Annotated in this window: 30 protein-coding genes and 2 pseudogenes; 8 read left to right on the forward strand and 24 right to left on the reverse strand. The window is 40.2% G+C overall.

The genetic code is table 11. The features are described 5' to 3' along the window. Window positions 1-19: 19 nt before the first annotated feature. The 4 genes from CU053_RS03980 to CU053_RS03995 form a co-directional block, all read right to left on the reverse strand. Entirely contained in the window at window positions 20-967 is a 948-nt protein-coding gene (locus CU053_RS03980) for an acetyl-CoA carboxylase carboxyltransferase subunit alpha (protein ID WP_100551464.1), read from the reverse strand. Window positions 968-980: 13 nt separating this feature from the next. After that, the gene (locus CU053_RS03985) at window positions 981-2,273 is read right to left on the reverse strand and encodes an MFS transporter (protein ID WP_100551465.1); all 1,293 of its coding nucleotides are present in this window, start codon (window positions 2,271-2,273) and stop codon (window positions 981-983) included. A gap of 188 nt (window positions 2,274-2,461) precedes the next feature. Further along, window positions 2,462-3,907 (reverse strand): metalloprotease TldD, encoded by a 1,446-nt coding sequence (gene tldD / locus CU053_RS03990; RefSeq protein ID WP_100551466.1) that lies wholly within the window; start codon window positions 3,905-3,907, stop codon window positions 2,462-2,464. Window positions 3,908-3,920: 13 nt separating this feature from the next. Further along, window positions 3,921-4,544, reverse strand: coding sequence for an L-threonylcarbamoyladenylate synthase (locus CU053_RS03995; RefSeq protein ID WP_100551467.1), 624 nt, complete (start codon window positions 4,542-4,544; stop codon window positions 3,921-3,923). 70 nt (window positions 4,545-4,614) lie between these two features. On the opposite strand from CU053_RS03995, the gene CU053_RS04000 reads away from it, so the two are divergent. From CU053_RS04000 to waaF, 3 genes are all read left to right on the forward strand, one after another. After that, window positions 4,615-5,151 (forward strand): septation protein A, encoded by a 537-nt coding sequence (locus CU053_RS04000; RefSeq protein WP_100551468.1) that lies wholly within the window; start codon window positions 4,615-4,617, stop codon window positions 5,149-5,151. Window positions 5,152-5,286: 135 nt separating this feature from the next. Then, window positions 5,287-5,481, forward strand: a complete 195-nt coding sequence (locus CU053_RS04005) for a zinc-finger domain-containing protein (protein WP_233263333.1) — start codon at window positions 5,287-5,289, stop codon at window positions 5,479-5,481. Continuing rightward, the gene (waaF, locus tag CU053_RS04010) at window positions 5,474-6,529 is read left to right on the forward strand and encodes a lipopolysaccharide heptosyltransferase II (protein ID WP_100551469.1); all 1,056 of its coding nucleotides are present in this window, start codon (window positions 5,474-5,476) and stop codon (window positions 6,527-6,529) included. The genes CU053_RS04005 and waaF overlap by 8 nt, the downstream gene beginning before the upstream one ends. On the opposite strand, the gene CU053_RS04015 is transcribed toward waaF, so the two are convergent. Beyond that, complete coding sequence (locus tag CU053_RS04015) at window positions 6,462-7,295, reverse strand: chorismate mutase family protein (protein ID WP_158106991.1); 834 nt, start codon at window positions 7,293-7,295, stop codon at window positions 6,462-6,464. The genes waaF and CU053_RS04015 overlap by 68 nt on opposite strands. Window positions 7,296-7,452: 157 nt before the next feature. Here CU053_RS04015 and CU053_RS04020 point away from each other — a divergent pair, with 157 nt between their 5' ends. After that, the gene (locus tag CU053_RS04020; RefSeq protein ID WP_100551471.1) at window positions 7,453-7,932 is read left to right on the forward strand and encodes an S-ribosylhomocysteine lyase; all 480 of its coding nucleotides are present in this window, start codon (window positions 7,453-7,455) and stop codon (window positions 7,930-7,932) included. 38 nt (window positions 7,933-7,970) lie between these two features. On the opposite strand, the gene epmB is transcribed toward CU053_RS04020, so the two are convergent. After that, the gene (epmB, locus tag CU053_RS04025; RefSeq protein WP_100551472.1) at window positions 7,971-8,981 is read right to left on the reverse strand and encodes an EF-P beta-lysylation protein EpmB; all 1,011 of its coding nucleotides are present in this window, start codon (window positions 8,979-8,981) and stop codon (window positions 7,971-7,973) included. A gap of 49 nt (window positions 8,982-9,030) precedes the next feature. Here epmB and efp point away from each other — a divergent pair, with 49 nt between their 5' ends. From efp to CU053_RS04040, 4 genes and pseudogenes are all read left to right on the forward strand, one after another. Continuing rightward, window positions 9,031-9,600 carry an elongation factor P gene (gene efp / locus CU053_RS04030; RefSeq protein WP_100551473.1) on the forward strand — a complete coding sequence of 190 codons (570 nt, stop codon included), beginning with the start codon at window positions 9,031-9,033 and terminating at the stop codon, window positions 9,598-9,600. Window positions 9,601-9,604: 4 nt separating this feature from the next. Further along, complete coding sequence (orn, locus tag CU053_RS04035; RefSeq protein WP_267901802.1) at window positions 9,605-10,156, forward strand: oligoribonuclease; 552 nt, start codon at window positions 9,605-9,607, stop codon at window positions 10,154-10,156. A 231-nt stretch (window positions 10,157-10,387) separates the two neighbouring features. Beyond that, window positions 10,388-10,480: pseudogene (locus CU053_RS06650) on the forward strand (hypothetical protein); the annotation flags it as partial. 557 nt (window positions 10,481-11,037) lie between these two features. Then, the gene (locus CU053_RS04040; RefSeq protein ID WP_158106992.1) at window positions 11,038-11,331 is read left to right on the forward strand and encodes a transposase; all 294 of its coding nucleotides are present in this window, start codon (window positions 11,038-11,040) and stop codon (window positions 11,329-11,331) included. An 8-nt stretch (window positions 11,332-11,339) separates the two neighbouring features. Here the strand turns inward: CU053_RS04040 and CU053_RS04045 are convergent. The 18 genes and pseudogenes from CU053_RS04045 to CU053_RS06510 all read right to left on the reverse strand — a co-directional run. After that, window positions 11,340-11,504: pseudogene (locus tag CU053_RS04045) on the reverse strand (IS256-like element IS4502 family transposase); the annotation flags it as partial. Window positions 11,505-11,554: 50 nt separating this feature from the next. After that, window positions 11,555-12,235: a hypothetical protein gene (locus CU053_RS04050; protein WP_100551476.1), complete on the reverse strand. Its 681-nt coding sequence runs from the start codon at window positions 12,233-12,235 to the stop codon at window positions 11,555-11,557. A gap of 275 nt (window positions 12,236-12,510) precedes the next feature. Beyond that, on the reverse strand, window positions 12,511-12,771 hold the full coding sequence (locus tag CU053_RS04055; RefSeq protein ID WP_100551477.1) for a hypothetical protein: 261 nt from the start codon (window positions 12,769-12,771) through the stop codon (window positions 12,511-12,513). Between the two features lie 199 nt (window positions 12,772-12,970). Beyond that, a complete protein-coding gene (locus CU053_RS04060) occupies window positions 12,971-13,819 on the reverse strand; it encodes an AraC family transcriptional regulator (RefSeq protein WP_100551478.1) in 849 nt (282 codons plus the stop codon). A 475-nt stretch (window positions 13,820-14,294) separates the two neighbouring features. Continuing rightward, window positions 14,295-14,777 (reverse strand): phosphotransferase, encoded by a 483-nt coding sequence (locus CU053_RS04065; protein ID WP_199244205.1) that lies wholly within the window; start codon window positions 14,775-14,777, stop codon window positions 14,295-14,297. Between the two features lie 75 nt (window positions 14,778-14,852). Next, the gene (locus CU053_RS04070; protein WP_100551479.1) at window positions 14,853-15,044 is read right to left on the reverse strand and encodes a hypothetical protein; all 192 of its coding nucleotides are present in this window, start codon (window positions 15,042-15,044) and stop codon (window positions 14,853-14,855) included. Then, window positions 15,041-15,508 carry a GNAT family N-acetyltransferase gene (locus tag CU053_RS04075; protein ID WP_100551480.1) on the reverse strand — a complete coding sequence of 156 codons (468 nt, stop codon included), beginning with the start codon at window positions 15,506-15,508 and terminating at the stop codon, window positions 15,041-15,043. The genes CU053_RS04070 and CU053_RS04075 overlap by 4 nt, the downstream gene beginning before the upstream one ends. 65 nt (window positions 15,509-15,573) lie before the next feature. Next, the gene (locus CU053_RS04080) at window positions 15,574-15,858 is read right to left on the reverse strand and encodes a toxin (RefSeq protein WP_199244206.1); all 285 of its coding nucleotides are present in this window, start codon (window positions 15,856-15,858) and stop codon (window positions 15,574-15,576) included. A 4-nt stretch (window positions 15,859-15,862) separates the two neighbouring features. Beyond that, window positions 15,863-16,126 carry a CopG family antitoxin gene (locus CU053_RS04085; RefSeq protein WP_100551482.1) on the reverse strand — a complete coding sequence of 88 codons (264 nt, stop codon included), beginning with the start codon at window positions 16,124-16,126 and terminating at the stop codon, window positions 15,863-15,865. A gap of 171 nt (window positions 16,127-16,297) precedes the next feature. Beyond that, window positions 16,298-17,443, reverse strand: coding sequence for a GNAT family N-acetyltransferase (locus CU053_RS06470; RefSeq protein WP_199244207.1), 1,146 nt, complete (start codon window positions 17,441-17,443; stop codon window positions 16,298-16,300). Further along, window positions 17,436-18,473, reverse strand: a complete 1,038-nt coding sequence (locus CU053_RS04095) for a PDDEXK nuclease domain-containing protein (RefSeq protein ID WP_100551483.1) — start codon at window positions 18,471-18,473, stop codon at window positions 17,436-17,438. Before CU053_RS04095 ends, CU053_RS06470 begins: the two co-directional genes overlap by 8 nt. Further along, window positions 18,470-19,324 carry a GNAT family N-acetyltransferase gene (locus CU053_RS04100; protein ID WP_100551484.1) on the reverse strand — a complete coding sequence of 285 codons (855 nt, stop codon included), beginning with the start codon at window positions 19,322-19,324 and terminating at the stop codon, window positions 18,470-18,472. The genes CU053_RS04095 and CU053_RS04100 overlap by 4 nt, the downstream gene beginning before the upstream one ends. Further along, the gene (locus CU053_RS04105) at window positions 19,321-20,256 is read right to left on the reverse strand and encodes a GNAT family N-acetyltransferase (protein WP_100551485.1); all 936 of its coding nucleotides are present in this window, start codon (window positions 20,254-20,256) and stop codon (window positions 19,321-19,323) included. The genes CU053_RS04100 and CU053_RS04105 overlap by 4 nt, the downstream gene beginning before the upstream one ends. A gap of 78 nt (window positions 20,257-20,334) precedes the next feature. After that, window positions 20,335-21,039: an SDR family oxidoreductase gene (locus tag CU053_RS04110; protein ID WP_100551486.1), complete on the reverse strand. Its 705-nt coding sequence runs from the start codon at window positions 21,037-21,039 to the stop codon at window positions 20,335-20,337. Window positions 21,040-21,373: 334 nt separating this feature from the next. Then, a complete protein-coding gene (locus CU053_RS04115; protein WP_100551487.1) occupies window positions 21,374-22,684 on the reverse strand; it encodes a replication-associated recombination protein A in 1,311 nt (436 codons plus the stop codon). Beyond that, a complete protein-coding gene (locus tag CU053_RS04120; protein ID WP_100551488.1) occupies window positions 22,677-23,618 on the reverse strand; it encodes a Ppx/GppA family phosphatase in 942 nt (313 codons plus the stop codon). Before CU053_RS04120 ends, CU053_RS04115 begins: the two co-directional genes overlap by 8 nt. A 226-nt stretch (window positions 23,619-23,844) precedes the next feature. Then, the gene (locus CU053_RS04125) at window positions 23,845-24,888 is read right to left on the reverse strand and encodes a phospholipase (RefSeq protein WP_158106993.1); all 1,044 of its coding nucleotides are present in this window, start codon (window positions 24,886-24,888) and stop codon (window positions 23,845-23,847) included. Between the two features lie 192 nt (window positions 24,889-25,080). Then, the coding region (locus CU053_RS06510) for a hypothetical protein (RefSeq protein WP_233263334.1) at window positions 25,081-25,380 on the reverse strand (300 nt) is incomplete at its 5' end.

Below are 25,380 nucleotides of genomic sequence, written 5' to 3' on the forward strand. Positions count from 1 at the left end.
TCCTTACTGGCTTACACATCTAACCTTCGAATGCACCAAAAGACATAAGTTTCTCGTAACGCCTGGCTAAACGCTCTTCATTTGACAAGGCACTTAGCTCAGCTAATAAGCGCTGCAAAGCTAACTTGATTTCCTTGGCGGCTTCATTGATATTGCGATGCGCGCCACCTAATGGCTCTTTTATTACTTCGTCAATAATATTGTGTTCCTTGAGTCTTTTGGCAGTAATCCCCATAATTTCAGCGGCATCAGCCGCTTTTTCGGCTGTTTTCCACAAAATAGACGCACAGCCTTCAGGTGAAATAGTCGCAAAATAGCTGTACTCCAGCATCACTAGCTTATCGCCAACCCCAATACCCAGAGCCCCTCCAGAGCAGCCTTCACCGATGACCACACAGATAATCGGCACATTTAATTTGGACATTTCCAGCAAATTCCTGGCGATTGCTTCACTTTGCCCACGCTCTTCAGCCTTAATCCCAGGATACGCTCCTGGGGTATCAATAAATGTGATCACTGGCACATTAAACTTCTCCGCCAGCTTCATGAGTCGAAGTGCCTTACGATACCCTTCAGGGTGCATCATGCCAAAGTTATGCCTCAACTTATCTTTGGTTTTTCGCCCCTTCTCCTGCCCAATAACCATAACAGGCTGCTCACCAAGCTTAGCCAAACCACCGATCACCGCTTTATCATCAGCAAAGGCACGGTCCCCATGCAAAGCTTGAAAGTCGGTAAATATCTTTTTTAACAAATCCAAAAAATAGGGTCGCTCAGGATGGCGAGCCAGCTGAATAATCTGCCAATCAGTTAATGAACTATAGATTTTCTTCATTAAATCAGCAGTCTTTAGCTGCAACTTTTGGATTTCATGCTGGACTTCTTCACTATGTGCATTTGACTTAGCCAGTGCTTCTATCTTTGCTTCTAACTCAGCAATGGGTTTTTCAAATTCAAGAAATTGCATATACTTTCCTATCCTAGTCAATTTGACGCTTACAATACGTTTCTTTAATCAAGAATGCAAACATAATACTAATGATAAAGCCAATTAGCAAAATGCCCATACCAAAATCAAGCCCAGGTGCAGCCATGTCCTCCAAACCTTTTGACTGATTAAACCAGCTGGTAAGCATACCAAACAGAGGCATAGCAATAACACCACCCCACAACAGTGAGTTCATCGATACAATGCTCGTTGCAACGGCATTGTTTTTCATCGGATTAGTCTCGCCGACAAATGGGTAAGCTATGGCTTGCGCGCTTGTAACAAAACCAAGCAGGAAGAAGAGGACTGATAATTGAGTAACACTCACCGTGCAAAACATAATCGCAGAGATAATGACCACCGAGCCAATCCCACCCAAAATCAACGGTTGTTTACGCCGACACATTCGTTCTGTGAACCAGCCCCAAAATGGATAAGCAAAAATCATCCCTAAGAAAATGTACCCTGTGATAGAGCGAGCTTCAAGTATACTTACGCCATGCGTTTTTATTAAATACGCATTTGACCACATTCCTCCTAACATCCATGTACCAATATTGATTAAGCCAACGTAAATCCCCGCACACCAGTTTTGCGGTTTGGTTAATACCAGTTTTAATGTCTGTATAACCGATTCAGCTTTTAATGCCTCTGTTTGCACTTGACGAAACGCTATTAACTCTTTTGGGGTATCCTGTACCAAAAGAAAAATAAGCACCGCAAGGCAAGCACCAAACAAGGCAATTACGTCCAAAGCATACTTTAAGCCTAAAAGATCAAGCAAGTAGCCAACGGGCGCCTGAGCCACATACCCCCCCAACATTCCGATCGCAATAATAATGCCAATCACGAAACCCAAGCGATAAGAGGGAAACCAGTTTGTGGCAATGCGCACACAACCAATCAAGCTAAAGCTGGCACCAACGCCCATTAATAAGCGCGACGCGCCCATCACATAAATATTTGCTGTTAAGGTCATGACGAAAATACTTAGCGCACACACCAGTAATGCAATAGAGATGGCTAGCCGCGGTGAGAAACGATCTAAAATATAAGCAGCAGGAGTTAAACAGGCAATATTCGTGTAAAAATATAGGCTTGCAATAAAGCTCACACCAACGTGTGTCAAATCAGGATATGCTACTAAAATTGCTGGTGTTAACGTATTAAAGGCATTGCCTAAACCAAATTCAAAGAAAAAGAAGAAGGAAATTAAAATCACCACTGCCCAGGATTTTGCCAAGGACATTTGCGCGAGTTTCGTTTGATAAGATTCGGGGGTCATAGGCAGATCCAAATAGTCAGCTTTGTTCTTTTGAGGATGGTAAATATAACAAAAAAATAATTTTTTTACAGTTTCATTTTACGGCAGTGACTATATTTCCGCACATTACCTAAGTGTGAGTTGTCAGTGTGACGGACACTGATTACTCACACCGACACACTTGGGCAAATTATTTGCACAAGCCCATTTTACTCACATCCTCCTACCGTAATTTCATCGATTTTTAAACTGGCTTGCCCCACACCTACAGGGACAGATTGTCCCTCCTTGCCACACACGCCAACGCCTTTATCCAAGGCAAAGTCGCTGCCGATCATTGAAATTTTTTGCATGATCTCAGGACCATGACCAATCAAAGAGGCACCCTTAACGGGATGCACAATTTTACCGTTTTTAATTAAATAAGCCTGATCCATGACAAATACAAATTGCCCTGAGGTGATATCAACCTGCCCCCCATTGAAGTGGGTTGCATAAATGCCATGATCAATGCTCCTGATCATGTCTTCAAGCGCATCCTCACCTCCTAACATATACGTGTTTGTCATTCTTGGCAGAGGCAGGTGCGCATAGGATTGTCTTCTGCCATTGCCTGTGGGAGTAACTCCAAATGCTTTAGCTGAAATTCGATCATGAATATAGCCTTTTAAAATGCCCTTTTCGATCAACACTGTTTTTTGTGTTGGCGTGCCTTCATCATCAAAATTAAGTGAACCACGACGATTGGCAATACAGCCTTCATCCATCACTGTACACTTTTCTGAAGCCACTTTTTGCCCAATTTTTCCCGAAAAATGTGAACTTTGTTTGCGGTTAAAATCTCCTTCCAAGCCGTGTCCTACCGCTTCATGCAGTAAAACTGCGGGCCAGCCAGAACCAAGTACCACTGGCATTTTTCCGCTAGGCGCGGGCTTCGCGATTAAATTTGTTTTTGCCCCTTGATAGGCTTCATCGACATAACTTCGCCATAAATCCTGCTCGGTAAAATAGTGATAATCATAACGTCCTCCACCACCCGCGGAAAAGCTCTCACGCTTACCCTCTTCACACATGATAAGACTCACATTCATTCTCACTAATGGGCGCACATCCATCACACAAAGCCCATCGGTATTTAAGATCAAAATCATCTCAATATTTGAGGCAAGCGCCACGCTGACTTGCTCTATCTTTGAGTCCAACGATTTTGCGTAATGGTTGACTTGATGCAACAGTGCAATTTTATCTTCTGCAGGCATACTGCTTAGCGGGGAGTTTGACAGGTAGTGTCTGATGGTATTGGGCGTTATCAGCCTTTCAATCTTATGCGAGTTGTTACTGTTTTTAAGTAAAAACAAAGAAGTTTTAATCAATTTCTCAATCGTCTCTATCTGCAAGTCATCGGCATAGGCAACACCAGTTTCGCCATCAAATACCGCTCTGACCCCAATGCCTTGCTCAATTCCAAAACTGCCATGCTTGACAACGTTGTCCTCCAAAGCCCAACTCTCTGCCATGATTTTTTGCAAATACAAATCACCAAAATCAATGTGCTTTTGTGTAAATGTATTTAGCTGCGCTTTTAATTTTTCCAGACTCAGATTAAATGGCTGTAACAAATGTTCACTAATAATACGGTAATATTGATCTTGCATCTTATTCTCTAGGTTATTCAAAAATACTCACATCCCCACTGCCAACGCGAAGCACGGTTGCGGGAGTTTCTGTCATATCGACAACGGTTGTTGGTTCATAGCCGCAATAGTCAGATTCCAAAATATAGTCAATCATCTGAGCACAAGGCTCATTGGCAAAGTCCTCACTATATACCAGCGCCGTGACCTCACCTGGCAAAATAAAGGTGGTACTTAACAATGGTTCGCCCAGCGCCTCACTAATCATGAGAGGCACAGGATGCTCTGGCACACGGATGCCGATGGTTTTTTTGCTTTTGTTAAGCATGAGTCCTGGCACTTTGCTGGTTGCAGATAAAATAAAGGTATAGCCCCCTGGGGTGGCTCGCTTTAACAAGCGATATGCCGTGTTATCCACCCTGGCATAATGGGCAATCTCTGATAAGTCACGACAGATCAGGGTAAAGTTATGCTTATCGTCCAGATCACGAATTTTCTTGATTTGCTGCAAGGGTTTTTTTAAACCCATTTTGCATCCCAAGGCATAACCTGAGTCTGTCGGATAGGCAATGACCTTACCCTCTTTTAATGCCTGGACGATTTCAGTTAATAGCGCCTTATTTGATGAGTATGGATTTATTTCAATATATTGGCTCATGGCGCATTCTTACTTTATACTGTTGCGAAAATTTGTGCCAAGTGTACCACCAACCCTCCCTGGAGAGAACATGAAGAAACTGCTTTTTGACTTTTTCCCAATTATCATCTTTTTTGTGATCTATAAAATGTATGACATCTATATGGCGACGGTTGCTTTGATTATCGCCACAGCGATTCAGTTGACCTACGAGGTAATCCGCTACAAAAAAGTTTCAATGATGCACGTCATTACGTTTGTACTTGTGCTTATCTTAGGTGGTGCAACAGTGTATTTCCATGATGAAGCACTAATTAAATGGAAGGTTACCATTGTAAATTGGCTATTTGGGGTGATTTTTCTCTTCTCTACGTATCTTATGCAAAAACCGATTATTCAACGCTTAATGGAAGAAAATATCGAGCTTCCCCAAAAAATCTGGAAACGTTTAAATAATATCTGGGGCGTGTTTTTTCTGATCTTAGGAGCGATCAATCTTTTTGTGGCTTACACCTTCTCAACGGATATCTGGGTAGACTTCAAACTCTTTGGCATGCTTGGACTCACCCTGGTGTTTGTAATTGCCCAAGGTGTTTTTCTCTCTAAGCATATTGAGCATAAAAAATAATGTCCTGATTAACATCGACTCGGGGGAGGCGACTCGGCTAAAGACGCAGGGATAATTGTGTGCGTATTTTTATTGCCACAGCAGGCTTTTCCTATGCTAAACTTGGACGCAAAAAATTGCATTAAAGAGATCCTTATGTCTATACAAAAAAACATCCAAATCATCCAAGTACCACATGGTCAGCGCATCTGCTGCCCTATTCCAGAACAAGCCTCGTGGAATCAGCATCCACGTGTGTATATAGACCTAAACGACAACGATGAAGGGGTATGCCCTTACTGCAGCACACGCTTTGTTAGCAGAAAAAATTTCCCAGGATCACATGAATAAATACTTGATTATTGCACCAAGCTGGGTAGGTGATATGGTGATGTCACAGTCTCTTTATCGCTACCTTAAACAGCTTGATCCTGAGTGTGTTATCGATATTGCCGCACCAAAGCACTGCTGTGAGCTTACGCAATTTATGCCTGAGATTAACCAGACCTTCCCACTTGAGTTTAAGCACGGCGAATTTGGATTTCATGTTCGTAAACAAAAGGCGTGTGATTTTCGTCATCAAGGATATACCACGGCTATTGTCTTGCCCAATTCATGGAAATCTGCACTTATTCCTTTTTTTGCCAAAATTAAAAAACGTACAGGCTGGCAGGGTGAGGCACGATTTTTTTTGTTAAATGATCGCAGACGCTTAAATAAAAGCAAATATCCTTTAATGATTGAGCGCTTTTGCGCATTGGCAATTGCCAAAACAGAAGACTTATCCCATGAGCTCCCTTTTCCTAAATTTGAATTAGAGGCTTCAAAAATTGATATAACTTTAGCTAAATATCGTCTCATAAATAACAATAAGATTGTTGCTCTTTGCCCAGGTGCTGAGTTTGGTCCTGCGAAAAAATGGTCAACTGCTCATTACACAGAGCTCGCTCAATATTTACTAGATAGAAATTATCAAGTGATCTTATTGGGAGGCGCCAAAGATCAACAGACCACATCCGACATTAGCAAAAGCTGTAACCATCACGCCCATTTATTTAATCTTGCGGGAAAAACATCACTCTCAGAAGTCGTCTATTTGTTAGCAAGCTGTGAGAAAGTCGTCAGTAACGATTCAGGACTCATGCACATTGCCTGTGCGCTTAACATTCCAACACTTGTCATTTACGGTTCAACTTCAGATAAATTCACCCCACCACTTAGTAATAAAGCAAAAAGCATCTATCTTCACAATCTTCCGTGCCGCCCTTGCTTTAAGCGCGAATGCCCCTTAGGGCACATGGATTGCCTGAATAAGCTCACCCCTAAACTGGTTATTGCTGAGCTTGAGAAATTGCCACCAAACTTGCCAGTATCATACTCGCATAGTCAGGATTACTAGGCACCCCTTCAACTTGCGCCATAGCTTCCTGGAAGGATTTTGAGCTTATTGTCAGTGAACAGCGTTGCAATGAAGGTAATGCCATTTTAATGGCAGGATATAGCTTATCGTCGATCTGTGAGATCACTGCCCTTAATTTTGTTAAATCGACGTCCTTCTGATTAAAGCTTTTTGCATCAGCCGACCACTTAGCCAACCAATATTGCTCAATAAACTTTGACATATCCATCTGTATCTGCGTAAAAACCAGCGTTGGGTAGGCTGGCAGCATTTCTTTATCTGCAATAATTTTAACGTTTTGCAACACTTGAAGTTCACGATCTGGAGCATAAATACCACTTTTTTTGATAAACTTATCCGCAGCAACCAACTGCATCACTTGTGCCCTTTGTGCAATCAGATCAAATGCCATGGTTAATTTAGTATTATCACACTCAGTGGCTTGCGCTGTGCTGCTCAATATTACTGCCATGAAACAAACCCTCTTTAATATACCCATCGCAAACCATTTTACAGACTTTCTGACATTGCATTTTGGCTGATTTTGAGTGACTGAATTTTGATAATAGAGCTTGCTATTACCTGCAATCCAGTCATTCAAAATCCTCACAAACTGCTTTCCCATAAATCCCGCAAAATGATTTACGATGGGTATAGATATTTTCTGACGAAACAATACCTCCTCCCATAATCGCGTGTTGCGTAAGGGCGTATTGCATACGCCCTTGTGCTTATTCAAATAACAGCGTGAGGTGACTTTTCCCACATTCGTAATCCCCGCCTTTTGCCACCTTTTTCCCAAATATATCTACATTCCTGGTGCAAAGCCAGCAGAATTTTAGAACCCCGCTTTTAATTTTGTGTATACTGCAAAGCTATGCTGTACCAGGCAGTATATCAAATTTTAATGTGGAGAGATGACCATGGAAAATATTGCAAGTTTTAACATAGATCACTTAAGATTAAAGCGTGGGATATACGTTTCACGCATTGATCGCTTTGATGTGGCAGTTATTACAACATTTGATATCCGCATGAAAGAACCGAATAACGAACCTGTGATTGATATTCCTGCCCTTCACACGTTAGAGCATCTGGGGGCCTCTTTTCTAAGAAACCATACGCAATGGAAAGAGAAAACCAGCTACTTTGGTCCTATGGGATGCCGCACAGGGTTTTATGCCCTGTTTTCAGGCTCTCTTACCAGCACTGACATTATTCCGCTGATAAAAAAATTATTTCATTTTTGTGCTGATTTTCGCGGTAAAGTCCCTGGTTGCTCTGCTGCTGAGTGTGGCAACTGGAGGGATCACAACCTTGACATGGCACAATATGAAGCCAAAAAGTTTATCGGCGAAGTTTTGAACAAGCTGCAAGCTGAGAATCTTAACTATCCTCAATAACTCTAGTGATTAAGTTGGAAACACCCTGAGTGATTACCTTATTTTAACCAGGTTTTTGATTTTTGATGGGCAATCTCACGCACCAGTTTTGGCACTAAATAGCCTGAGGTAATCGCTTTTAACTCATGATGAATTGCTTTGGCTTTTTCTTCATCAACATCAAAATGCTGCACCCCCTTTACTTTGTCTAGTACATGCAAGTAATAAGGCAATACACCTGCTTCAAATAGACGCTCTGACAACGCTTTCAACACTTCAGCATTATCATTAACGCCTTTAAGTAACGTTGCTTGATTTAAAATGCTAAATCCTGCTTCTTTTAACTGCTTAAATGCGCCAATCACATCCGCGGCAATTTCATTGCCATGATTGGCATGCACTACCATAATTTTTTGTAAGTGCGTCTTGTTAAATACTGCTAAGAATTCTTTCGTAACCCTCTTGGGTAATACGATTGGGATTCTCGTATGAATTCGCAACCGCTTAATGTGAGGAATTGATTCTGTTTGTGCTACAAACCAGCTTAAGCGTTCATCATTGTGTAACAAAGGATCTCCCCCCGAAAAAATCACCTCATCAAGCTCTGCATGTTCTCTAATATAGTTAAATACGTGCGACCAGCTTTCTTTGGATTGAGTTTGAGCCTGGTAATCATATTCCCGACGAAAACAATATCGACAATGCACCGCACAGGCAGGATGCAACATCAGTAAAATCCGATTATGGTATTTGCGCAAAGCCCCTTTCACAGGATTAAACTCACGTTCAGAGAGTGGGTCACTCACATAGTTATCTGCTCGATCAAGCTCAAATTTATCCGCTAGCACTTGTTTTAATAAGGGATCATTAATATCCCCTTTTTTCATTCTCAAGGCAAAACTATACGGTATACGCATTGGAAAGTTTTCGATGACAGGGACCCTGTAGCTATTTGGGTTTAATTCTAAAAACCGTGCTAAGGTTTGCCAATCTTTAAAGCCTTGATTTAAGGCAATTTTCCAATCTGCGCTGGCTTTATCCTGTTGCCCCTCTGGTTTTTCGTGTATCATGTTCGGCGTTTTGAAATGAAGTAGCGCTAATATACTAGAGAGGATAGAGATGGCAAGTTTTAGTACAAATGAATTTAAAAATGGCTTGAAATTATTAATCGATGGCAACCCAATGGCAATTGTTGAGAATGAATTTGTCAAACCAGGTAAAGGTCAGGCGTTTAATCGTGTTAAATTGCGTAACTTAAAAAATGGTCGTGTCATTGAGAAAACATTCAAATCAGGGGAATCTGTTGACGGTGCTGATGTACTTGAAGTTGCCGCAAGTTACTCGTACTTTGATGGTGAGTATTACGTGTTTATGCAGGATGAAACCTTTGAACAATATAATATTAACGAGACGGCTTTGGGCGAAAGTAAAAAATGGATTAAAGAACAGGATCCCTGCTCAATCACACTATTTAATGGTGAGCCGATCAGCGTCACCCCGCCTAATTTTGTCCAATTAAAAATTGTTGAAACTGATCCAGGTCTAAAAGGTGACACCGCAGGCTCTGGTGGCAAACCTGCAACTCTAGAAACAGGGGCTGTAGTGAAAGTTCCGTTATTTGTCCAAATCAATGAAGTGATCAAGGTTGATACGCGCACAGGTGAATACGTTTCTCGCGCAAGGGAGTAAGCCCGTGAGTGAAACGACTGAGCCCAAAAGCAATCTCATTTGGCTTGATCTTGAGATGACAGGTCTTGAGATTGAGCGTTGTCATATTATTGAGATTGCTGCCATCATCACCGATCCAAACCTGAATGTACTGGCAGAATCGCCTGCCATTGCAATTCACCAAAGTGATGATGTTTTAGCCAATATGAACTCGTGGTGCATAAAGGCTCATGGTGAATCTGGATTAACTGCGCGCGTGCGTCAAAGTAAGGTGGGTACGAGCGAAGCTGAAAAGCAAATACTTGATTTCATTAAACCCCATGTCAATAAAGGTCAATCGCCCTTGTGCGGCAATTCTATCTGGCAGGATCGCAAGTTTTTAGCCAAATATATGCCGACACTTGAAGGTTACTTTCACTATCGTTTGTTTGATGTCAGCTCATTTAAAATCGCAGCATCATTATGGAAACCCGAACTTCTAGAACAATTTACCAAAAAAAATACTCACCTGGCATTGGATGATATAAAAGAATCAATCGAAGAAATGAAGTTTTATCGAGACCATTTTTTAAACTAAATTGTCGATATTAGATATGATCACTGAGCAAATAATGCCTATTACACTTCAAGTTATTTTGACTTGGCTCTTTTGGTGTTTCAGGGAGGTATAAAAAAAGTGATGACGGTGTTGTTTAATTCCCATAAATATCGTAGTTTTATGACAATTAATTCAAACCTGGCACAGCTCAGGTAAAGGGATAACGAAGTGATTAAGATTCAAGATTTGCTAGATGAACAGTAATGTTATGAAAAGGTGCGCGCATTACGTTGGGCAGATGGAGTGAGCTGTCCACATTGTATGGCGTCATCAGAAGAAATTGTAAAGAGAAGAAAAATTTAAATGCGTGAGAATTACGTTTTAAACAGAAATAAGCAATTAGTTAAAGACTATAAAACTGTCGGTTCCACATTAGTAGCTAGTCTCAAAGTAATTAATAATACAACAAGTATTAAAGTATAACAAATGAAAATAAATAGGGTGCCTCGGGCCTCATGATAGATTTTGTATATCCATACACAAAATCGAATCGGCTATCCTCGGCGGTATAAATTTTGCCCGGGCCGCCCGCCTCAACGGTGCTTGTCCTCACAAATTCGCTACGCTCATTCCGAACAGACAACACGTTTCCGATTCTACTCTACGCCTTGGGTAAAAGCTTTTTCACAGACTTCGCTCTGGCGCCTTCGGCACGTCGCTTGCTGATCAACAGCGCAAGGCTACCCGGGTCTACTCGCCCTCGCGTTCCGCTATCCATGGCTCGCAGCGATTGAAGAAGTAATAATATTCAACGAACATAAAACTTGCAAATTGATATATCTATCACAAAACGATTGAACTCTGAGAAGGAATTGCTGAAATCAGCGAGTTGGTTTTACTTAAAGGTGATAATGTATGCGATGAAGTGTACGTTGTTGCCGGACACAAAAGGTCAGCCAGCTCAGGTTAAAAAAGGTCGCAAAGGCAGGAGAAACCGATTGAAAGGAGCAAGAGGTCGAGGCACTTTGGAGAAAGAAAAGCCTCCTATATTTGGGATGATTCAACGTGGAGGAGAAGTGGTTATTCAGATGCCTCCTGATGTCAAACAAAAGACGATTAAACCGCATATTGAAGCGTGCATACAGCCTGGTAGCAAGGTATATACAGACGAGTATGCAATCTATTCCAATTTAACGAGTTATTGTCAAATTTAGTGTATGGCTTAAGCGGCATTTTGTTTATCCTGTTTTATTTTGTCTACTTCATGCTCAGAGATCCCATCAATAAATTTAACCATATTAATCACCTCAGCCAGTCGCTGATGGCCTCTTAATCTCGACCAGGTTTTCTCAGCCTGTCTAGCAAGTTTAAAGAAAGCGCAAAGTAGCTTTGGGTAATCAGGCATCATTTTGCTGGAACGGTACTCTGCGACAGAACTTACCTGTTTATTGAGTAATTTTGGTTAATTCGGTTTTCAAAGTCTTGTTTTGATTCAAACATAGTCTTGAAGGGTGTGTTGAAAGGCTCTTTTGTTTCCGTAAAATATCCCTCTACAATATTATTTGACCAATTTTTGTCTTTCGATTTCATATTCATTATTTCGTACGCCTTTTTAGACGAAATTTCATTAATTTGGTTTAAAGTAAAATGGTTATACCTCCCCTTTTCATCATGTGTTTTGAAATACTTTGAAAGTTCATGTGTTGATATTTCATATACTCCTTTATTAGGTTCAAAGTATAACGATTTTTCGCTGTTAATTACATTAACTGCTATTATATGACCTGTTTCTTTTTTATCGTGTCGCATCTCTATATTATAAAGCCCTGGAGGAGAATTGATAATTAAATTTGCTAAGGTCTCCATGGTATTTGATTTGAATAAAGTTTTACTTTCTAAAAACTGTTCAGCATAAATTTTATCTTCATCTTCTTTTATTAGACTAACTTTAGTTTGTATCAGATCAGCAATAGTTGAACTTACATAAGCATCTTTTGTTTTTTTTACGAGCTGGTTGTGTGAAAAGTTAACGACAGCTCCAAAGCACCTCCCACCTACAGGAGCACCTAAAAATGCTTTTCCACGGTTATTAAATGTTATCAGTTTTTTTTGGGGCATTATTTTATTCCTTATTTGTTTGTGATGTCATGTTAGCGAATTCAGTGTAAATAAGATATGTTTGAAGATCAAGACCATTGAATTAAAGTCATCAAAATGACTGGGCTCTTCTGCGTTTCTTGTTGGTATGGAATTCAGTAGCCATAAGGGTTAGAATGAGTGTAGTAAAGCAAAACAGCCCTGCAACCTAGTAAAGATAAGCGACCAATCAGCAAGTTCTTTTCCGTTTTTTCTTACTCGACCAAATAGCTATTGCCACTATCATCATATATAGCTTATTCCATAAATACTTTACGTATTGCTTGTGTAATCGCCTCTGCATATCCCAATAAAAAACCGGTGAAAAAATTACAAAAATAATGAATATCTTCTTTAGAAAAGAGCTCGTCATTTGGAGCGTGATAAGCCTCACTAGATCCTGATTCAGAGGTGTCGACTATTTGTCTTATATCGAACTCTATATAAGACCGCATATGAAACATGTGCAACAAATAAGCGCTGGATTTTGCCTCTTTTTGCACCTCTAACTCAAACATGAAGCTAAATGATCCCTTCCAAGAATCATAATATCCATCACTATATCCTGTGGGGGATTTTAAGGATTGATATATTTTGGGGAGGTTAAGAACATCCTCGGACAAAATATGCCCCACCGAAAAATAATTCGTGGGAACGAGGAGATAACTCAGTCAAGTGTGACTATTTTGCTTTAGGCATCACTTGTTGCATAAAACCCTATTTAAGAAGCACTCGAATTTCTGTCAAAAGTTCTGTTTCAGCTACCTCATGATCAAAATTGTAATAACAGAATATGCAAGGTAGATCACCTAACTCTTCGCCTGACTGCGGCAACCAATCGCGATAGAGACCATAAATCGTATCTCCAATATTATCACGAGAACCTTTATGCGTAGTGACAGCATACCTCCCAGCAGGTAGCGTTTTTTCGATAACCTGATTATTCAATTTAAACTCTTGGGGGACGCTAAGCGCCAAATCAAAACGAAACTCTTCTGGTTTTACTTCTTTTGGGTCATGATAGCCAAAACCAAAAGCTTCTCCTGGTTTTGGTTTTAGGTTAATTGACTGTGCCTTTACCCACGTCATGAGCTTATCAAGCGTGTCGGATAATCTCACGGGATCTCCATGATGCTCCATCACAGCAACTCTTTTAGCTGGTAGTTTTTTAATCGTTATTGTCATAATTTTTTCACCTTTGATATGTAATGGCTGTGGCGGATTTTCAAATCTTTCCCAATTAGCCTTACACCTAAACTCGCTTGGGCTTTGCCCGCAAACTTGTTTAAAAGCACGACTAAATGCTTCATGGGACTCAAATCCAGCATCTACAGCAATGTTAATAATTGTTGCCTCTTTATGCACAATCAATTGGTGGGCCGCGCGTTTAAGCCTTAGCCACTTGATATAGCCCATGAGAGGTAACCCTGTATAAACTGTAAACAACCGATGAAAGTGATATTTTGAGAAGCAAGCGATACGGCAAAGCTCATCCAGCTCAAGCTCTTCATCAAGATGCTTGCCTATGAAATCAATCACTCTGTCGACTCGTTCTTTGTAACTCATAATATCCTGTACTTCAGTTGTAACCGTCTACATGGATAAAAATACGACGTTTATGTTTTTTATGCTTGACCACCATTGCTAATCTTCATTCAGTTATACTGCCATATGTAAAAATGTAAGTAACCTCAGTTCGGAGTTACGGTTCATAAAACACTCAATCTTTTTTGCCCAACAATAGTAGTAGGGTGGATAAGCCGCAGGCGCATCCACGCGGAAAAGCAAACAGGTTAAGTATTGGTGGATGCGCCTGCGGCTTATCCACCCTACTAAGTTTCTGCACGTAAGATGCGCTAATTCGAGCATTTTTAAGTGCCCACTAACTCAGCAACTCTTGAAAAGACGATGCTTTGGCAAGATTTTTATGTCGAACTCACGTTAAGTAACTTGCGAAAAAAAGCATAAGCATCTTCGGATGGATTAGGATTGCTTAAATCGTAAACCTCCATGCAAAGACTGAAGATAGGTATCTAAAGTTTTATCCATTCATAACCTCATCAATAATTCGTTTTTGTAAGCCAGCTTCAGGGCTATTCTTATATGTTATCTGACAAAGCTCAAATGTTGCTTTCCAAAGTGCCCAGGCACGTGCACGAAGCCATGTATCAGTATCCATATCCATTTCAGAAATAAAAATCTTACGTGCTTTACCGCTCAAATACGTCCAGGCAATTACTAAGTCACAGGCAGGATCGCCAACGGCAGCGCCGCCAAAGTCAATGACTGCTGATAGTTTTCCACCATCCATCAGTATATTGCCAATCGCAAAATCCCCATGAATCCATATGGGCGCCTTATTCCATCTCGTCGCATACGCCTGATCCCATAAAGCTAATGCTTTGCCTGCATCTATAATCTCAGCTAGCTCTGCGATCTGTTCTCGCGCTCCTTTATCGTAAACGCTGACATGATCACCGCGCCACCAGTTATGCTGACCAGGCTCAGATTTTTTGTCATTCAATCAATTTTTCCTTATGCTCATAAACACGACGAGATAAATTGCTTGTCACACCAAATATAAAGAGTACCATTTCTTTTAGAAGCCAGAATATATACCCAACAGCGTTTCATTTACTACCTTTTCCATATTGTTCTGGATTCCCGCATGCGCGGGAATGACGATAAAGCGAGGCACGCCTTTGTTTCTCAACATCAACGATAGGCAAGTCGCTGAATTTATGAGTTTGCGCGCAAGATCAAGAGTTGGCATAATCGATTTGTCGTTCATAACTCTACCTCCATCACCGTCACAGGATGAGATTTAAATTCATCCATACCGATTTTCCTCCATCCAAGACGTTCGTAGTACTCTGGTATCGTGAGATCAAAAGCAAACAAGTACAGTTTTTCAAAGCCAAGCTCTTTTGCTTTCTGCACAGCCACATCAATCAGCATCCTGCCAATGCCTTGCTTTTGATGTTTTGGATCGAGGACAAGTGAACCGAGCCAAGGAGTAAGATCTGAACGAATGCCATCATTTTCACGCAAAGAGCACATGCCAACCGGTAAATCGCCACCTAATGCAATAAAAGTGATTGGTAAAGCTTGATCATTCAAGTGATCTGCAAACCTTGTGATAACACGTTCAACGGGTACCTCAGGAACCCAGATTTTACCCAATACTTCATGCCAAATATGAGTGAGTGCTGGGATAGCGTCTGTATGCTTTTTAATCATGTCAATTTTGATCATAATTTACCTTCGATAGTTTTTATGGCTTCAGGTGGGGACTCTTGTAATCATAGTGATCCGTTCCATTATTCCTCTTTCAACTGCCTTAAATATTCTTTTGTCGCTTTACGACTGGGGTAAAGCGTTTTTAGAAAAAACACATCCTCTGTGTCTTTAACATACGGAACACAATAAACGGTACCCAAACACAAAATACGCATAACGCGCTGATGTGGATATCGTGTTTGATTAGTGTGCATAACAATATCAATGATGTTACCTTTTTCAATTTCAGTAATCATCTCGGCAAATCCAATCCCTCTTTGTTCAAGCAACCACGAATTTTTTTCCTCGCTATACTTAAATTTCATCAGATTACCATCCCGTGATCGCGTCTTTATGAAGCACCATGTTGATATAAGTTTGATACGGTATACCTAGCTTAGAAGCTTTAATTTGCATTGCTTCCAAATCGGCTTCATGAATTCTAATGGTCACCAATTTTTTAGTTTTCATATAACGTTTGGCAGCTTTTTTCAACAACGTTATCTCAGCTTCCATATCTGGAATTGGCTGCATAGATTCAAGATTATTTTCAATCTCTTGCTCAAATTCATCGAGCGAAACTTTTTTTCTCATAAAACCTCCTATGATCATTTGAGAAGATAAAAAAGGAATAAGGAGGTTGTATTATATTAGGAATACTTTGTCAATACAGAATCAAATAATTGTAGAGAGTAAATAAACTGCCCTAAGTAAGAACACATGAATTGTCCTGTCTAAACTAGTTCATAAACCAACCTCATCACCCTATATAGAATTAGCTTTTAATTTATCCATTTTGACTGTGCCTGTTTTATAAAACCGATATTCAACTTCGTCCAAGATCTGACCAGATTCGCTTTTCTTAATATATTCAGCCTCTACTTTCCCTCCCAATTTTTCTGCAAGCGCTCTGCTGGCAAAATTATTTTTTTCAACGGGGTATTTTAAGTAATTAAATGATAGATTTTCCTCTGCCCAATCTTTTAATAATGACAATGCTTCAAATCCATAACCTTGACCGTGAGCTTCTTCTTTAAGCCAAATCCCCATTTCTGGAGTGGCTGTATTTAACGCATGGATTGCAATGTAGCCTACAAACTCTTGCGACTCTTTTTTCAAAACAAGCAATGCTAATTCCTCTCCCTTAGACATCGCTTGTTGCTGCTCTAAAATATGTTGATTAATTTGCGCCTGCGTTTTAGGAGCGCTTGACCACATCCACCTTGTGATTTTGGCTGTAAAATTTTTACAGATATCTTCGGCATATTCCATGCTCAGGGTTTCTAGCAACAATTTTTCTCCTGTTAGCTGTACTCCATTGAGATCACCTATCGCAAGGATGATTGGTTCAATTTTTTTGATGAGTAAGTGATGTAATTTGCCACTCCCGCTACAATCTCCATCCATCACAAAGTCAGCAATATACTCAAAACCTGCTTTCATGTAAACGTGCCTTGCTCTTGGGTTATCGGCTGCTGGGTCTATGATGAATGTATCTGCGGATACGTCGAATTCTCTTCTGAAGAAATCAAGAAACTCTGATAACGTTTTGGCACCATAGCCTCTGCCAAAATAGTGTTTATCCCCGATCATGTAATCGATACCATGCGTATTACCAGTTTTTGAAAGGTGGTTTAATTTGATGCCACCCTCATGATCTTCTGCTGTTTCTTGGATCGTCATTAGCATGGCAAACGGATGAGCATTACAGCTTGCTATCCAGTAAACATATTTGCCATCACAATAATTTGAAGGTTCTCTTCGACCATTAACAAAACTTAAAATATCGTCTTTATGACCTTGTGTATTATCCCAAAATTCCTGAATAAAAGGTTCAGAAAGCCAGTCAAATATAATGTCAACGTGACTTACGCTGGCTTTTTCAAAATGGATTTCAGGCAGTTTACTCATCCTCACCACCCAAGTCTTTTGCAAGCTCAGCTTCAAGTTCTTCGATTGTTGGTAATGCGGTTTTGAGATTTTCTGGTAGTGCATCTTCAAGCCTATATTCAGCAAGACCTATTGGTTTTGTCATGTCACGCAAGGCATATTCTGCAAGAACATTATTTTTACTTTTACACAGAATCAGCCCTATAGAGGGTTGATCTGTTTCGTGCTTTACAAGATCATCAACAGCGGAAAGATAGAAATTCATTTTGCCTGCATATTCTGGCTTGAACTTCCCAGATTTTAGCTCGATCACCACAAAACAGCGTAGCTTGATGTGGTAAAACAGGAGGTCAATGTAAAAATCTTGATCTTCAATTTGAAGGTGGTATTGCCTGCCTAAAAACGCAAAACCTTCACCAAGCTCAAGGAGGAATTTCTCAATATGGGCTACTAATCCTTTTTCTACCTCACGTTCGTGGGCATTTTTTCCAAGGCTCAAGAAATCAAAGAGATATGGATTTTTTAAGGTGGCTTGTGCTAAATCAGACTGCCGCATAGGCAATTTATCTTGAAAATTTGTCACCGCATTGCCTTGGCGTTTAAATAAGTTTGTTTCAATTTGCATTGATAGCACATTGCGAGACCACCCATTTTGCAGAGTGCCTTTAATATAAAAATGTCGCTCGGTTTTGCCTGATATAGCGTATATCAAGGTTACAATATGACCCCAAGGTATTTGGTCAACAGCCTGTTGACCAATTTCCTCTGCCTTATATTCCTCGGCGAATTTGCGCATATATTTCAGATTTTGGGGGCTAAAGCCTTTCATATCAGGAAACTCAGAGCGTAAATCTCTTGATAATTGCTCAATGACCTTGGTTCCCCAGCCTTGCCTGCCTTGGGCTTCAAGTATTTGCGTGCCTATGTGATGATAAAGCAGAATAAGCTCTTTATTGACGCTAAGCGCCGCTTTATATCTTGACGCTGCAACACGATTTTTTAGATCGGCAAGAAACGTATTGTATTCTTGGGTGGTAATGTTTTTAGTCACTCCTTGTCTCCATCGATTACAGTGCCTTGGTGATAGAGAATTTTCCAAGCACCATTTACTCTTCGCCAAATCGTTGATCTTCTGGTCATTCTTGTTTTGTTTTGAATAAGAACGTAGGTGAGCAAATAATTATCTGCGGCAATTTGGGTGAGGGTAAAGTCTTTTGCTTCCCAAATATCTTGATACTCTCGTTCACTATAACGCTTAAGCAGAGTATCTATGACATCTTTTTTGGTGTAGACATTACCTGATGCACCAACCTCCCAAAATTCATCACACATTTGAGCTTCAATATCTTGTTTTGTCTTCCCAAGTTTTTCAGGATGATGAAAAATCGGTTCTCTTGATTTGAGTTCTTCCAATACCGCCCCATGATGAGAAGTAAACTCTTCATCAAAAAACTTTTGAAACGTTACTCCATTAAGATCAGACTCATAAAACTGAGGCATAATGTAGGCTTCAGTAAAACCGACTGAGGTGTAAAATTTTCTGCCCTCAACATTATCAACAGGGGTGTCAACGTAAATGCCCCGTTGTTGCCTGTTTTTAGAAGAAAGCTTCACTTGCTCAACAAGGTTTTTAGCAATCCCTAGTCTTCTGGAATCAGGACGCACAACAAGACCCTGTAATTGTGTCAACGTATTCCAAGTATGATGTTCAGCCTGAATAAAGCCAACGACAACTTGTTCGTGAATGGCGACAAACACTTCTCCTGTTTGACTGCGAAAAAGCTTTTGCATCCCTATTAATTGCCCCTGCACATACTGATCAGCCCAGCCGATGATTTTCAGAAGGTTCTCAACAGAGATGGCGTCTTTTTCTTCAAAAGACCTGATGACAACACCTTTCATATCGCCTTCCTCATCAAATAGCAGGTCAGATCGTATTTCCAATTTGGAATAACAGCCACTTCTTCAAACCCACATTTTTTGAAAAACTGACAGGCTTTGGGGAAATAAGTGTTTAGCTGAATTTCACGAAGATTATGCGCTTTACCGAGCTCTAATAATTTGATTATGAGCTCTCTACCCAGCCCTTTGTTTTGCAATCTTTCTTCAACATAAATAGAATCGAGCCATAATATTTTTCCATGAATATAAGCGATAGCACCTGCGACGATTTTGTCATCTTGTTTGGTGTAAATATTATGTTTTTTAAAATCTTCTTCGATACTGGTTAAATCTTTGCATGTGTTTATCAAAGCTTTAGATGATTTTTCATCAAAAATTTGGTTTGGATCGTATGTAAAATAAAGAGGAAGTAATTGCTTAATCATCCAAGTGGTAGATTGTGTTTTAAATTGCTCAAATACTTCAAACCCCGCCTTTGTAAAGGCTTTAATTGCGCTTAGGTTATCTGTCGCTGGATCAATAAGACACCAATCAAAATGGGAGGTTAATACCTGTCTCCCAAATTCATTTAAAATTTTCGCTCCCCATCCTTTGTGTAGGAATGGTGACTCTCCAATGAATAAATCTATGCCGCATATAGATCCAGAAATAGCGCTTAAGTCTACGTTATTTTCTTGAGCGAAATCACGGGCATTATAAGACTGTATGTAACCTATCATTTCTTCGCCTGAGCACATGATATAAGCGTATGTTTTGTGATCTGAACTTTTTAAAAGAGGTTTACTGTGGATGTGTTTCCCAAATTTTTCTTTCACCAAATCTATCGTATACCTCACATCCTGATCCCACCATTTTTTGACGTGAGGCGTCTCTAGCCACTTTAGAAGTAGTGGAAAATGTGATTCAGCTAAGGGAGTAAAAGTAATTTTCATAGCATATCAATCTCTATAATGCTTGGTTTCAGCAAAGTCCTCGACAAAAGTGTGACCGCACAGCATACTCTACACGCTTCAGATGCTTCCACCACCATCAATGAATAAAGTCTGACCCGTAATAAATCCAGATTTTTCATTAAGGAAAAACTCAATGGCATAGGCAATTTCATCTGGTTCCCCAACACGACCAAGCGGAATCCCAGACATCACATGCTTTTCTCGTTCACCTCCCTTAGGATGGTTTGTGAAAAATTGATCAGTATTGATAGGACCAGGCGCAATTGCATTAACGGTAATCCCGTCTTTGGCCAATTCTAGAGCTAAAGTACGAGTCAATCCTATTACACCCGCTTTTGCTGTAGTATAACTAGAACAGCCAACTTTCCCCAATGCCGCTCGGCTAGCGATATTGAGAACGCGTCCCCAGCGCCTTTCTTTCATTCCTGGGGTGAATATCTTTGCTGCTTGTATAACAGGTCGTAAATTAATATCAAGTACAGAATAGAAATCAGTAAGCTCAAGTTCCTCCAGCAGTTGTGGTTTTGCAAATCCAACGTTATTAATAACCCCGTTGATACAGTGGTTGTGGAGAATTTTGTTAAAAATTAGGTCTGTCTCTTCAGCATTGCCTAAATCTGCTAAATAAAGTTCTCCAGGAAAGACACCATGAAATTTGTTTCTGGCAACCCCTACAACGTTATAACCAATACGATGAAGGTGGATAGCTGTCGCCAGCCCAATTCCTTTGGTGCTCCCTGTGATTAGAATGGTTTTTTCCATTTTTTCATTTTCCTCTCTTATGTGCAGAAAGTTTAGTCATTAAAGTAATGCCATTAATATCTTAAATCAATGGCAACTACCTTAAAAGCTTAACTACCCCGCCTCGCAGGCCTGACCACTTTAAAGTGGTCAGGCAGGCTCGGCACCCCTTCACTAGTGAAGGGGAATTTTGGAAGCCATCGTAGCTTAATTCCCCTTCGTTAGCGAAGGGGGTGAAAAGCGCCCGAAAGAAGCAAACAGTTTTGCTTCTTTAGCTTTGAACGCCACAAGCTCTGCGCGTGAGGCTGACGGGGTAGTCTTGACACAGATAAATCATTAAGGTAGTTGCCATTTTTCAATATTTGAAAGGCTTTTGGCTCGGGGTATCATTCATAGATTTGAGATACGATATTTTTTGTCCAATTTTTGCCTCAAGCCCCCTATCCGTTGGGTAGTAATATTGCTGATCAACCCCCACTGGCAAGTAACGCTGCTTAACATAGCCTTCAGCGAAATCATGCGGATATTGATAACTTTGTCCTGTTAATTCACCCGCGGGTTTTATATTTCTTAGATGCAATGGAACGCTAACATCTACATAGCGTTTTAAATCGCTAAATACGTTTTTATATGCCATATAAGAAGCATTACTTTTGGGAGCACAAGCCAGATAAATAGCCGCCTGAATCAAAGGCAATCGACCTTCTGGTAATCCCAGACGCTCATAACACTGCCAGGCATCCAGCGCTAATGTCAAGGCTCTAGGATCCGCATTACCAATATCCTCTGAAGCAATACATAACATGCGCCTTGCAATAACCAAAGGATCTGCCCCACTTTCGATCATATTAGCTAACCAAAAAATAGCCGCATCAGGATCTGATCCTCGAACTGACTTATGAAAAGCAGACAGCTGATCATAAAAATAATCGCCCTCTTTATCAAGCTTATGCGCATTTTCAGTCAACGCAATCGTAAGGAGCTCCTCACCAAGCTCAACTGGCTGTGTGGGCTGCGTCAAGTCCGCCATTAAAAATAACATTTCAAGCACATTTAATGCCTGCCGACAGTCACCTTTCGCGTAGTGGTAAATCTTCTCAATCACTGCTGTAGGCAAGCTTAAGTCATATTGTGAGAGAACTTCATCATGGATCAGCACATATTGTAATAGCTCCCTTATATCCTCAAGTGACAACGGCTTTAGACGCAGCACAGTCAGACGTGATAGCAAAGCATTATTGACAGAGAAAAATGGATTTTCTGTCGTTGCCCCAATCAATATTAAATCTCCACTTTCTACGTGTGGCAACAAGGCATCTTGTTGTGCTTTGTTAAAGCGGTGAATCTCATCTAAAAATAAAATCGTGGATTGCTGATGTTCTATAAAATGCGCTTTTGCCGATTCAACGGCAAGCTTGATGTCTTTCACTCCTGCGCTGACAGCTGATAATTCAATGAATTGACATGAAAGCTCATGTGCTAATACTTTGGCTAATGTCGTTTTCCCAACCCCTGGATCACCGTATAAAATCATTGAGACAATGTGCGATTTATCAAGCATCCTTGCAAGAACTTTTTGCTCAGCCAATAAATGCTTTTGCCCAACATAGTCTTTGATGCTTTTGGGTCGCATTCGATACGCCAGCGGGACGTGAAGTTTATTCATTGGCATCCTTATTTTGTTGGTAATTGTTTACAATCTCGTACAGCATGCCTTCACGTAATGCCCCATCTGACTTTAGCATTTTCTTAATCCCTAGACGATTAAAAAGCGCATATAACACACAAAAGCCGCCTGCTAAGATGTTCTCACGATCAGCGCGTAGACCATTAAAGTGAATATTAGCCACCACCTTCTTTTGCAATAATTCTGCTGCCAGATTCTCTAATACTTCACGCATAATGCTACCATCCGACCAGTTATTAGCCAGAGCCAAATCCGAAATAGAGCGAATGGTCCCCGATGAACCAAGCACAACTTCCCAGCCTTTTTGAACGTATTCTGCAGCAACAGGGTCAATTAAGCCGTGCGCATAAGTAATGGCCTGGGCAATATTTGACAAACTTAACAAGCCATCATTAAAAAACTGACTTTGTATGCTGACACAACCCATCTCAAGACTTACTAGTGCTTTTAAATCTTGACCTTTACCAATAACAAGCTCGGTTGAGCCACCACCAATATCGATAATAAGTGCTTGTTTTTTCCTGGCTTGCGTGACTGATGATGCCCCAACATAGACAAGACGGGCTTCTTCTTCACCTGAGATAACTTCAATTTTAGTATTTAAAATGACCTCAGCCTGGCTTAAGAAGTCTTGGATATTTTCTTTCGCTTTTCTTAATGTATAGGTGCCAACAACTTTAACTTCATCAACTTGATAGTGTTGAATTGATAAGGCAAAATTCTGTAAACATTCCAAAGCACGCGCTTTTGCGTCATCTGTCAACGCCATATTCTCGGTAAGTCCAGCCCTAAGCTGTACTTTACTTTTGCCACGATAAAGCTCTTTAATATCACCTTCAGTGGTTACTTCTGAAATAAGCATATGGAAGCTATTAGAACCTAGATCAATTGTTGCCACTTTTTTACTCGACATAATATATTACTTTTCCCGATTTTTTCTATCCCTCGGCATAATACCACAGCATATCCAAATGCAGCCTAAAAAATTAAAATTAATCTCTACACACGATTATTTATCGGGCTTAAATCTCGACTTTGGATAAAACTTTTATTTGAATAAATGCAAGGACGTATGCAATACGCCCCCACACAATGCGTCATTATGGGCAAGGATATTGTCAATGCCGAAATTTGTAAAATTACGGGGCAATAGTAAGCTGATCCTGTTGCAACACATCTTTAATTGTTAATGCGCCATTATCGAGCCAAAAACGAGTGTCTGGCTTAGCTTGTAAAATAAGTAGTGTCATTAATGGGTGATTCAGTTTAACTAATTTGTCATTTTGCACGCGCTTAAATAAATGTTTTCTATGATATAAAACGCCATTCTTATACTCAAACATTGGAGTATAGTTTGACGTTTCCACAGGTCGGGGAAGGTAATCTATTACACGATATTCCTTAGGCAAGACACCAGTTTGGAAAGCTTTATAAACTTCGTCAACCGACACTTGAACAGCCTCTATCATCATCTCCAGATTTTGTTTATTTTCTTTATCATATGCTCTAGCATCGCCATATGCCAGCCAAGTTTGGCTTTTACCATCTTTTTTTATGTTATTGGTAACCTCTAATCCATATAAATTTTCTTCATTGTGCATTGTTCCAGCCAGTAACCCGCCAACTGTCGTAGAAAATATTTCCAAAGCAAGCTCTTTTCTGGGTGCTCTCAAATGACCTGCAGCAAATGTATCTGTTAAAAAATGATTAGCAAAACCATCTTGAGCGTAAGCTAACTCTAGCAACATTCTTTGCTTTGTATTGTTAGTTTCGTTATGCGCCGCAATGGCTGTGTCAATTGCAACTGCATGCCCAGCTGCATAAGCTTTAAAAGCGTAGCCTCCATAAGCAAAATGATCCCAGTTAGTTTCACTTAGCTGCAGCATTCTTCCCTTTGGAATATATGCGCTGATTACAGAGCCACCGCCTGTTGCAATATTGTACTCTTTATTAAGCGTGCTGTTGATTTCTTTATATGCTTTGGATGGTTCTTCACCACGATTTAGAGCATCATTAATCAAGTTTTTTTCTTGTTCAATAATACTCAACAGCTTTGGCACCTCGATTAGTGCACGCTTTTCCTGAGCCAAAGTATTAAAAGCATTTATAAAACGTTGCTTCCTTTCACTTTCTGTTTTGCCATCAGAGATAGGGACGTCCACAATACCAAAAAAATCAGGCATTGCGACAAATTCACCATAAGTAAGCCTAAGCCCATTATAACCATAAAAAGATGGCAAATTTAAAGGGAGCTTTGATGCTTGCTCTTTCCCATTTGGGAAAGATAGCTCAACACTATCTCCAATGATGGTATGTTCACCGCCATCATAACCTAGATATTAAGCCCTTCGTCATTACTCGATAGCATTTTGATTTTAGACAAATAGACCAACCTGTATCAAAGACACACCTTCTAACAAAAAATATGACTTCGGAATTTTTACCATATCCTTTTCTTCATCGTTTAAAACTTGAGTTTGTTTCATGTGATAAATTTGATTCATTTTTGGGACTCCTTTTTCATGGATTGAACAGACCACAGAAGTGAACAAAAAAGCTCTTTCACATCCTGCGATATGATAGTTATTTGAGATTTTTGATTTTTGATTTTTGATTTTTGATAGGGTGCCTCGGGCCTCATGATAGATTTTGTATATCCATACACAAAATCGAAT

This window comes from Caedibacter taeniospiralis, assembly GCF_002803295.2.
Taxonomy (GTDB): Bacteria; Pseudomonadota; Gammaproteobacteria; order Francisellales; family Francisellaceae; genus Caedibacter; species Caedibacter taeniospiralis.

Excerpts from the sequence above, each read along its gene's own strand:
- CU053_RS03980 (WP_100551464.1), bottom strand. The coding sequence starts at position 967 with ATGCAATTTCTTGAATTTGAAAAACCCATTGCTGAGTTAGAAGCAAAG.
- CU053_RS03985 (WP_100551465.1), bottom strand. The coding sequence starts at position 2,273 with ATGACCCCCGAATCTTATCAAACGAAACTCGCGCAAATGTCCTTGGCA.
- tldD (WP_100551466.1), bottom strand. The coding sequence starts at position 3,907 with ATGCAAGATCAATATTACCGTATTATTAGTGAACATTTGTTACAGCCA.
- CU053_RS03995 (WP_100551467.1), bottom strand. The coding sequence starts at position 4,544 with ATGAGCCAATATATTGAAATAAATCCATACTCATCAAATAAGGCGCTA.
- CU053_RS04000 (WP_100551468.1), top strand. The coding sequence starts at position 4,615 with ATGAAGAAACTGCTTTTTGACTTTTTCCCAATTATCATCTTTTTTGTG.
- CU053_RS04005 (WP_233263333.1), top strand. The coding sequence starts at position 5,287 with ATGTCTATACAAAAAAACATCCAAATCATCCAAGTACCACATGGTCAG.
- waaF (WP_100551469.1), top strand. The coding sequence starts at position 5,474 with ATGAATAAATACTTGATTATTGCACCAAGCTGGGTAGGTGATATGGTG.
- CU053_RS04020 (WP_100551471.1), top strand. The coding sequence starts at position 7,453 with ATGGAAAATATTGCAAGTTTTAACATAGATCACTTAAGATTAAAGCGT.
- epmB (WP_100551472.1), bottom strand. The coding sequence starts at position 8,981 with ATGATACACGAAAAACCAGAGGGGCAACAGGATAAAGCCAGCGCAGAT.
- efp (WP_100551473.1), top strand. The coding sequence starts at position 9,031 with ATGGCAAGTTTTAGTACAAATGAATTTAAAAATGGCTTGAAATTATTA.
- CU053_RS04040 (WP_158106992.1), top strand. The coding sequence starts at position 11,038 with ATGAAGTGTACGTTGTTGCCGGACACAAAAGGTCAGCCAGCTCAGGTT.
- CU053_RS04050 (WP_100551476.1), bottom strand. The coding sequence starts at position 12,235 with ATGCCCCAAAAAAAACTGATAACATTTAATAACCGTGGAAAAGCATTT.
- CU053_RS04055 (WP_100551477.1), bottom strand. The coding sequence starts at position 12,771 with ATGTTTGAGTTAGAGGTGCAAAAAGAGGCAAAATCCAGCGCTTATTTG.
- CU053_RS04060 (WP_100551478.1), bottom strand. The coding sequence starts at position 13,819 with ATGAGTTACAAAGAACGAGTCGACAGAGTGATTGATTTCATAGGCAAG.
- CU053_RS04070 (WP_100551479.1), bottom strand. The coding sequence starts at position 15,044 with ATGAACGACAAATCGATTATGCCAACTCTTGATCTTGCGCGCAAACTC.
- CU053_RS04075 (WP_100551480.1), bottom strand. The coding sequence starts at position 15,508 with ATGATCAAAATTGACATGATTAAAAAGCATACAGACGCTATCCCAGCA.
- CU053_RS04080 (WP_199244206.1), bottom strand. The coding sequence starts at position 15,858 with ATGAAATTTAAGTATAGCGAGGAAAAAAATTCGTGGTTGCTTGAACAA.
- CU053_RS04085 (WP_100551482.1), bottom strand. The coding sequence starts at position 16,126 with ATGAGAAAAAAAGTTTCGCTCGATGAATTTGAGCAAGAGATTGAAAAT.
- CU053_RS06470 (WP_199244207.1), bottom strand. The coding sequence starts at position 17,443 with ATGAGTAAACTGCCTGAAATCCATTTTGAAAAAGCCAGCGTAAGTCAC.
- CU053_RS04100 (WP_100551484.1), bottom strand. The coding sequence starts at position 19,324 with ATGAAAGGTGTTGTCATCAGGTCTTTTGAAGAAAAAGACGCCATCTCT.
- CU053_RS04105 (WP_100551485.1), bottom strand. The coding sequence starts at position 20,256 with ATGAAAATTACTTTTACTCCCTTAGCTGAATCACATTTTCCACTACTT.
- CU053_RS04110 (WP_100551486.1), bottom strand. The coding sequence starts at position 21,039 with ATGGAAAAAACCATTCTAATCACAGGGAGCACCAAAGGAATTGGGCTG.
- CU053_RS04115 (WP_100551487.1), bottom strand. The coding sequence starts at position 22,684 with ATGAATAAACTTCACGTCCCGCTGGCGTATCGAATGCGACCCAAAAGC.
- CU053_RS04120 (WP_100551488.1), bottom strand. The coding sequence starts at position 23,618 with ATGTCGAGTAAAAAAGTGGCAACAATTGATCTAGGTTCTAATAGCTTC.
- CU053_RS04125 (WP_158106993.1), bottom strand. The coding sequence starts at position 24,888 with ATGCCTGATTTTTTTGGTATTGTGGACGTCCCTATCTCTGATGGCAAA.